The 7850-nt window shown below is 58.5% G+C and carries 6 protein-coding genes and 3 pseudogenes; 3 read left to right on the forward strand and 6 right to left on the reverse strand.

Annotated features, from left to right (window positions below; genetic code table 11):
• Window positions 1–66 precede the first annotated feature (66 nt).
• The 4 genes from ABLE86_RS17110 to ABLE86_RS17125 form a co-directional block, all read right to left on the reverse strand.
• Entirely contained in the window at window positions 67–2073 is a 2007-nt protein-coding gene (locus tag ABLE86_RS17110) for a cation-translocating P-type ATPase (protein WP_348780170.1), read from the reverse strand.
• Between the two features lie 113 nt (window positions 2074–2186).
• Entirely contained in the window at window positions 2187–2681 is a 495-nt protein-coding gene (locus ABLE86_RS17115; RefSeq protein ID WP_348780171.1) for a cytochrome c, read from the reverse strand.
• Between the two features lie 113 nt (window positions 2682–2794).
• Window positions 2795–3247, reverse strand: a complete 453-nt coding sequence (locus ABLE86_RS17120; RefSeq protein WP_348780172.1) for an Rrf2 family transcriptional regulator — start codon at window positions 3245–3247, stop codon at window positions 2795–2797.
• A gap of 33 nt (window positions 3248–3280) precedes the next feature.
• On the reverse strand, window positions 3281–3655 hold the full coding sequence (locus ABLE86_RS17125; RefSeq protein ID WP_348780173.1) for a HupE/UreJ family protein: 375 nt from the start codon (window positions 3653–3655) through the stop codon (window positions 3281–3283).
• A gap of 59 nt (window positions 3656–3714) precedes the next feature.
• Here ABLE86_RS17125 and ABLE86_RS17130 point away from each other — a divergent pair, with 59 nt between their 5' ends.
• A complete protein-coding gene (locus tag ABLE86_RS17130; RefSeq protein ID WP_348780174.1) occupies window positions 3715–4341 on the forward strand; it encodes an aldehyde dehydrogenase family protein in 627 nt (208 codons plus the stop codon).
• On the opposite strand, the pseudogene ABLE86_RS17135 reads toward ABLE86_RS17130, so the two are convergent.
• Both ABLE86_RS17135 and ABLE86_RS17140 read right to left on the reverse strand, forming a co-directional pair.
• Window positions 4316–4468 (reverse strand): annotated as a pseudogene (locus tag ABLE86_RS17135) (aldehyde dehydrogenase family protein); the annotation flags it as partial. The gene ABLE86_RS17130 and the pseudogene ABLE86_RS17135 sit on opposite strands and share 26 nt — an antisense overlap.
• A gap of 282 nt (window positions 4469–4750) precedes the next feature.
• Window positions 4751–4876: pseudogene (locus tag ABLE86_RS17140) on the reverse strand (IS110 family transposase); the annotation flags it as partial.
• 1311 nt (window positions 4877–6187) lie between these two features.
• On the opposite strand from ABLE86_RS17140, the pseudogene ABLE86_RS17145 reads away from it, so the two are divergent.
• Window positions 6188–6783 (forward strand): annotated as a pseudogene (locus tag ABLE86_RS17145) (IS630 family transposase); the annotation flags it as partial.
• 87 nt (window positions 6784–6870) lie between these two features.
• A partial coding sequence (locus ABLE86_RS17150) for an IS110 family transposase (RefSeq protein ID WP_348780188.1) occupies window positions 6871–7850 on the forward strand: 980 nt, incomplete at its 3' end.

Consider the following 7850-nt stretch of genomic DNA (forward strand, 5'->3'; position numbering starts at 1 on the left):
ACATCCTGCTCTGCCTAAAACCAAACGCCCGCCAAACAAGGTTGACGGGCGTCTGACTTTGAGTGGCTAGTGCTGGCGGGCGGGCAGCCAGGTGGCCATTTCATTCTTTGCGCTCTGGATGCCCTTGATCATGGTCTGGCCAGGGATGAGACGCGCGGAGTTAAGAATGAAAGCCAATTCCGAACCCGTGTGAATCAGCGAGGCCTCCACAGGCCCGATCCATCCGAGCATGGCTATGGCAATCCCCAGAACGTCGACCGCTACGGTCCCGGCGAAGTTAAACCAGATTACGTTCCGGGTGCGGCGGGCGACGTGGACCGTTTCAGCAAAGCGCATGAGGTCGTTGCCGAGTAGCACGATGTCAGCCTTTTCACGGGCGACTTCTGTGCCCGAGCCCATAGCTACGCCAACGGAGGCCGTGGCGAGAGCTGGAGCATCGTTAACCCCGTCGCCAACCATGGCAACGGTACGACCGGACCGCTTGATGGCCTGTATGCGTTTGAGCTTATCGGTAGGCAGGAGGCTAGCCTCGACCACGTGAATGCCAAGCTCCTTAGCCACTTTGTTGGCAACTGCAGCTGAGTCACCGGTGAGGAGTTGGACGTCAATGTTCATTGACTTGAGTTTTTCGATCGCCCGACGCGCTTCAGGGCGGACCTGATCTTCGACCTGAATTTGACCAATCAAAGTTGTGTCGCGGCCGACCAGAATACGCGTGCCCTCGTAGGTGTCCGAAGTTGCGTTTACCGCAATATTGTTTTGACGCATCCACTGCTCGTTGCCGACATAGATCATGCCCGAAGCGTCGCGTGCGGAAATGCCCAGACCCGGCTCGTACCGGAAGTCGCTGGCAGCGCCGGGAACGAGATTTAGCTTAGCCGCGTGAGAGATGATTGCCTTGCCCAGCGGGTGTTCGGATAAAGCTTCCGCCGTTGCTGCGGCCAGTAGCACTTCATTGGGGGAAGCGGCGCCATGCGTGAGGACAGTGGTGATTTCCGGACGGCCGAAGGTCAGCGTGCCGGTCTTGTCAAGCACGACAGTGTCGACCCTGCCCAGTGTTTCGAGGTGCACACCGCCTTTGATAATCGCGCCCATCTGGGCGGCGCGGCCTATACCGCCGAGGATGGCGAGAGGCGTACCCGCAGCAACGCCACAGGCGCCGGCTACCACAATTACCGAAATGGTGGCGCTGATATTGCCCTGGGTAATCCAATATTCGAAGGCGGCAAAGCCAAGGGCGACATAAACAATATAGCCGGCTAGCTTGTCGGCGAGGCGCTGTACTGGAGCACGCGACCGCTCTGCTTCTTCAACAGTATCAAGGATTTGGCCGTAGCTTGTGGCACGACCGACGCGTTCGGCACGCACTTCCAAAGCACCTGACTGGTTAATGGTGCCGGCGTAGACGAAGTGCCCCGGCATCTTCTCCACCGGCATCGATTCGCCGGTGATGCGAGACTCGTCGATGAAGGAATTGCCCGAAATGACTGGACCGTCGACGGGAACGCGTGCGCCCGGTGCGACCACCACCACCGAACCAAGCTCGATGTCGTAGATGGAGGCGGTTACGACCTGACCATCGCGTCGCATCTGCACTTCTGTCGGCAGAAGGGCCATAAGATCGCGGATCGCGCGGCGACCGCGCTCCAGTGTCATACCTTCAAGCACTTCGGCGATGAGCACGAAGAAGGTGATCATGAGGGCAACGAGGAAGTAGCCCGTGTAAGCCGCAGCGACCACGGCGATACACATGGACAGTTCCATGGTCATGCGGCGCCGCTTGATGCTCTCCCAGGCCTCTTCAAAGAGCGGCCAGCCACCGATGCCGAGGCCGACGAGTCCATACCAGGAGAAGGACAGGAAGATCTGTCCGCCTATATCGAGATAGACGTGGTCCGGCAACTGTAGCCAGAGAGCCAGCGCACAAAGTCCGGTCAGGCCAATACGGAAAACCTCCGTGGGCCCGAAGGCATGGGAGTGGCTGTGGCCGTGGTGGTTGTGACCATCATCATCGTGGTCGTGATGATGGCCATGATCGTGATGATGGTGTTTTGAATGGGTATGGGTACCCATAGGCTCTCTCCCCAGATGCCTGGCATATTCTTGCGATTACGAACATGGGGAGTAGAGGTGCTCATATCCTGCACATTACGGCCAGGTTTTGAGCACCCTGTGAATCTTTGCTCTTAGAGCGAGCCGAAAGGATCGTAGGAAACAAAATTTTCGTGGCAGGACGCACACGACGGGGCGACTTTCCCCCAGGACGCAACGAAGGCATCGATCGTTTCGGCCCGCGCGGCCTCGCGTGCGTCTGCGGCGGTATCGCGGATCAGTTGTTGGAAGGCCGGCAAGTCGTCCCAGACGTGTGCCGCAGAGGTCGTCGCAACGCCTTCGATCGGATCGGCGCCGCCTTGGAGATTGCTTTTCGGCGGAAACAAAAGCGCAAAAGCATCGAGCGATTGGGCTGTGGCATTAGCGAGATCGGAGAGCGTGAAGAGCTGGTCTTCAGTGGCTCCGTTGAGATGCATATCGACCATGCCAGCGAGCAGGGCTGTTTGCTGCATGAGGCCGCGACGCGCTTCAATCGCCGCGCCAATTTCCGAGCCAGAGAAATCAGTGGCAACGACCGCTGTGGAGAGGCTGAGCAGCAAGGGGGCGCAGAGAAGGGCCTGCCTGATCATCCGAATTATCCGCCATTTAGTCAGTGACAGGTATAGCGTTGAGCGCCGACCTCTTCCTGCACGATATGGCACCGCGTGTGCCGATTTATGCAAGCAGGCAAGCTGCTAGCTCGTCATCTCGGCGAGGACAGCTCGGCAAAGCCAAGAGTGACGGCAACGCCGTCCCGATCGGAGACGAGATCGGCGATGGTGTAACTCTCAAGCACCTTGGTGAAAGCCTGAAGTGCCTCGCCAAGAGCGTTTTCGTAGCGGCAGCGTGAGCCCAGTGGGCAATGCGCGCATTCCTCGCGTGCGCATTCGCTTAAGTCAAAATCGTCTTCGGTGACGCGCAGCACATCCATGATGGTGATTTCGTTGGCGGGCGCACCGAGACGCACTCCGCCATTGCGGCCGCGGATGGTCGTGAGCAGGCCACTGCGCCCGATGGGAACGAGGATCTTGAACAGGAACATCTCTGAGACGCCGAAGGCTTTGCCGATATCGCGAATTCGGCTCAGCCCCGAGGGATTGGCTGCGCAGTAGATCAGCGCCCGGACGGCATAGTTACTATGTTTGCTCAGTCGCAAAACGCCACCTATCAGTCTTTGAGCCTAAGGGGCCTAAAGCAGACTGGCCACATTAGACTGATAGAGCGCAGTTAGACCGATGCCGGTCAGAATGCCGCCAAAGACGCGTGCGTTGGCGTAGAGCCGGTCGCCATGCCAGAACCAGTAAGCGGCAACCATTGCCGTGCCAGCGACAAGAGTCTGGGTGATGCCAAAGCCGATGAGATAGCCGGCGAGGGAATTGTTTTCGCTGCCGATGATGGACTGAGAATAAGCCAAACCGTGCAACAGGCCAGAAATCAAGAACACAAAATGGTGCCACTTGCCATTGCCGCCACGACCAGTCGCCATGAAGATGCCGAGGACACCCATCTCTTCATCGAGGGCGATACGTACCTCACGAGCGATGCTGTGTTTGGGGTGAAACAATCCCTGATTGTTTCCCTCACCAATGGCCAGCCGGGCGTCAAGGGTATCCGGTCAACCGCATGTTTGCCGACGTTCCTCAGGACGAGCCCGAAGTTCACGCCGCTCCGGGCTTTGAACACGAAGTTTCGGCTTACAACCTCTTCGCCTACCTCTCGCGCTCTGACGTGACTTGGAATCCGTCCGTGTGTTCGGTAGTGAAGGACAGCCTCTTCTGCCCGACCTCGGAAGAATACATTCTGCCCGTTGAGCACGGTAACGACCGTTGTGAGTGGTTCAATGTGCGTGCGGCCATCGGCGGTTCGGCGTTCGCAATTTTTCATAATCAGGGCCAGGCCTGCATCGCCGGCTCCCGTCTCATTCTGCACAAGTCGATTGCTGAGGAATTCCTCGATGGCTTCACCAGGCTGGCGCAATCGATCCGTCTCGGCGATCCGCTCGATCCGCAGACCGAAATGGGGCCGCTGACCTCCAAGATGCACCAGGAGCGCGTGCTGCAGTTCTGTCAGGTTGCAAAGGACGAAGGCGGCGAAGTTATCACTGGCGGCAAGCAGCCGGAACGTGATGATCTCGCAAACGGCTACTTCGTTGAGCCCACTACCGCACGCCGCATGGTTGGTCTGCCGGGTGATACTCCGGTCCGTGCCGACGAGAATGGGTATCCTGCGCAAACTTATGCGCGCGGGTGAGGTTTTGCGTCCAGAGACCGGAGCCAAGACCGTACTGAACGCCATTGGCGATGGCCAAAGCTTCTTCGTCATCTTCGAAAGTGGTGACGGTCACGAACGGACCGAACACTTCTTCCTGGCTGACGCGATCAGTCGGCTTGGCGCGAACGATAAGCGGAAAGCGGCGCTACAAAGCAGCAACGAACCAACCGTCGAAATCGTCAAAATGCAATTGCCCCAATATCAGAAGGCCCGCATTGATGGATCAGGCACGTCTCGAGCCGATCATCTGGTCCCGGGTCCGGCGCAGCGCTTGAAGATCGACCTGATCAGTTTCCTTCTCGGCGACGATCGTCGGCCGCAGTCGCCCGGCGACGGCTCGTGACTTTCGTGGTGCGCGCCGGAGCCGACGGACCCATTCGCAATACCATCGCACAACATGTCGGATGCGCTCTCCGATGAAAGTCTTCAGTTCCCGGCGGACACGCTGGCGATCCTCCTCTTCCGATGTCGGTACGCAAACAATCGCACAGACCCGTGGTTCGCCCCTTTAATGATCTCCATCGAGAAAGTTGGGCGCCCTCATCTTTCCAGAGCTAAGGGTGCCGGTCTCTCCTCATGGAATCTAGACGTAACTGCCGGCAGCCGGGGGAACCTCATGGCCCAGAGCCGTGAGGACACGAGCCCAGTGATGAGTCGATGCCGATCAGGCGCCAGCAAGGATGTAAAGAATGTGACAGCGTCGGGACGCAACTTCCGGGCACAGCCAATGTGCCCTCCGCGTCAAGGCCGCGCACCTGAAAGCCTGCTTGGCGACATCCAGATTGACTGTGCAAACCTCTATGACGGCTCTCCCATGTGACTTTCGTCAGCCACACTTTGGCACATTGCGATGCCGGAAGTGGAGACCGTCCGCCACGTCAGGTCAGACTGCTGTCGACGGCAACAACGTATCGCTACCCAACTTCGCAACTCGCCAACCCGGAGTACGCCGAGCATAAAAAGTCAAAAGCTACCGCAGCTTATATACTTTGCACATTGCTACCTAAATTAACCATCCGACTGCTTACCTAACATAAGTTTAACGGTTTTAGGATAGTTTGTGCAGGATTCCCCTGGACGCGGATAGGTTATTTTAGTTGTCGTCATTCTCGCGTTTTGGCAGGAGGAAGCAGTATATGTGTGGCATCACCAAGGGCATAAAGGGCACAGCATTATTCGGCATGCTGATATGTTCGAGCTCTGTATGGGCTCAGGGCCAGTTCTCTGCCGCGTTTTCAGATCCCGCTTGGGATGGTGTCGCTGTGCCCTCTGGGCAGCAATGCTCGCGCCAAGGCGGAAACGGGGCGACTCCACCGATTGACGTGAGCGATCTTCCTGATGGTACTGCAGAAATCCATCTATCATTTAACGACGAAAGCTATGAGGCCATGAATAATGGCGGGCATGGCGTACTCGGATTTAGAGTATCATTGGGGGAGCGGTCCGTAAGCTTACCTTCGGTTCCGGGTGCTACTGATGACCTACCGGAAAGTGTAAGGATCGTAACTGCAAATGCAACTTCTGGAGATTGGCTGACGCCAGGTTACATGCCTCCGTGTTCCGGCGGCAGGGGCAATAATTACTCCGTTGATGTTATAGCGGTTGATTCCGCGGGATCCGAAATGGCACGAATTCGCGTTCCACTGGGAGCGTATTAGGCGGAGTAAATTTCTGCGGGCTGTATTCGGGATTCAATTCGCGTCATCATCTGCTCGCTAGGCGATATGTCGGCTAGTGCGGTTCCTATTGACTGAATCGATGTGGGATTCCCTTGACGACCAAGGTGTGACTCAAGGTGCTGGCTGGAAGAGGAGGCCAGCATCTGATGACACGACCTCTTTCGAATGATCTTCGTGAGCGCGTTGTGGGGGCGGTTCTCTGGCCGGCGAGAGTTGCCGGTCGGTCGCGGCTCGTTTCGGCATTGCCATATCCTCGGCGGTGAAGTGGTCTCAGCGTTACCGTTCGCGCGGGTCTGTCGCGCCGGGCAAGATGGGCGGCCACCGCAAGCGGGTTCTGGAGCGACATCGCACATTCATCGTGGAACGCATCACCCAGACACCGCACCTGACGCTGCACGGGCTGAAGGCGGAACTTGCGGCGCGTGAGGTGAAGGTGTCGCAAGACATGGTGTGGCGGTTCCTGCGGCGCGAGGCTGCGGTTCAAAAAAACACTGTTCGCCCTTGAGCAGGCCCGCGCCGGCGACAGCGCTGGCGATCCTGGCAGGCCGGGCTCGATCCTCGACGGCTGGTTTTCATCGATGAGACCTGGATCAAGACCAACATGGCGCCGCTGCGCGGCTGGGGGCCGAAGGGCAAGCGCCTGCGCGGCTTCGCCCCGCATGGCCACTGGCACACGCTGACGTTCCTCGGCGCCCTGCGCTGCGATCGGCTTGTCGCGCCTTGCGTCTTCGACGGGCCGGTCGCGCGCGAGCGCCGGCGCTTCGGCTATCGGCGTCTGCACGTCCTGCTCCGGCGATTGGGCCATGTCGTGAACGACATGGCGAGCGCGATGTCGACATATGTAGGCCTGGATGTTTCGCAGAAAGAGACTGAGATTTGTGTGGTGGATGTCGAGGGACGTCGGATTTGGCGAGGCAAGTGCCGGACGGAGCCGAACAGCATCGCTGTCGCACTTAGAGAGCATGCTGACGCCGCTGTCAGGATCGGCATGGAGACTGGTCCACTCTCAATCTGGCTTTGGCGCGAACTGCGGGCGCTCGGTCTCAAGGTCGACTGCATCCATGCTCGCCGGGTCGCGGCTGCGCTGTCGCTGCAGGTGAACAAAACCGATGCCAACGACGCGCATGGCATTGCGCAGGTCGTGCGCTCGGGTTGGTATCGCGCCGTTGCGGTGAAGAGCCTGGCGAGTTGTCGCATACGAGCAATTCTGACGGCGCGCGGTCAGCTGGTATCCATCAGGACAACCCTGTCGAACCAGATCCGCGGTTTGCTGAAGACATTCGGCGTTGTTCTCGCTCCCGGGAAGGGAGGAACGTTCGATGAGATGGTGTTGTCGAGGTGCCCCGAAGACGCGTTAGTACGGTCCGCAATCGAGGCGCTGCTTTGCGCCTGGCGCGTTGCTGGTGAACGCCAACGCGCGCTCGATGCGCAGCTCATTCGTATAGCCAGGGCAAGCGAGGTATGTCATCGAATGACCAGCGTTCCCGGAGTGGGCGCGATCACCGCGTTGACCTTCGCGACGACAATCGATGATCCAAAACGCTTTGGCCGATCAACCGATGTCGGTGCTTACTTGGGCCTAACGCCTAGACGCTACCAATCGGGAGAGGTCGATATCGCCGGTCGCATCTCCAAGTCGGGCGATCGTGCTGCCCGCAGCTTGCTGTTCGAGGCCGCCAATACGTTGCTGACGCGAGTCAAAAAGGATAGCGATTTGCGCCAATGGGGCTTGGCTCTCATGATCCGGATCGGCGCCAAGAAAGCAAAGGTCGCCGTTGCCCGTAAGCTCGCAGTCATCCTGCATTGCAT

This window comes from Mesorhizobium sp. KR2-14 (assembly GCF_040049255.1).
Lineage (GTDB): Bacteria > Pseudomonadota > Alphaproteobacteria > Rhizobiales > Rhizobiaceae > Pseudaminobacter.

What these genes read in the sequence shown, in the direction of transcription:
- ABLE86_RS17115 (WP_348780171.1), bottom strand. Translation starts at nt 2,681, where the DNA reads ATGATCAGGCAGGCCCTTCTCTGCGCCCCCTTGCTGCTCAGCCTCTCC.
- ABLE86_RS17110 (WP_348780170.1), bottom strand. Translation starts at nt 2,073, where the DNA reads ATGGGTACCCATACCCATTCAAAACACCATCATCACGATCATGGCCAT.
- ABLE86_RS17130 (WP_348780174.1), top strand. Translation starts at nt 3,715, where the DNA reads ATGTTTGCCGACGTTCCTCAGGACGAGCCCGAAGTTCACGCCGCTCCG.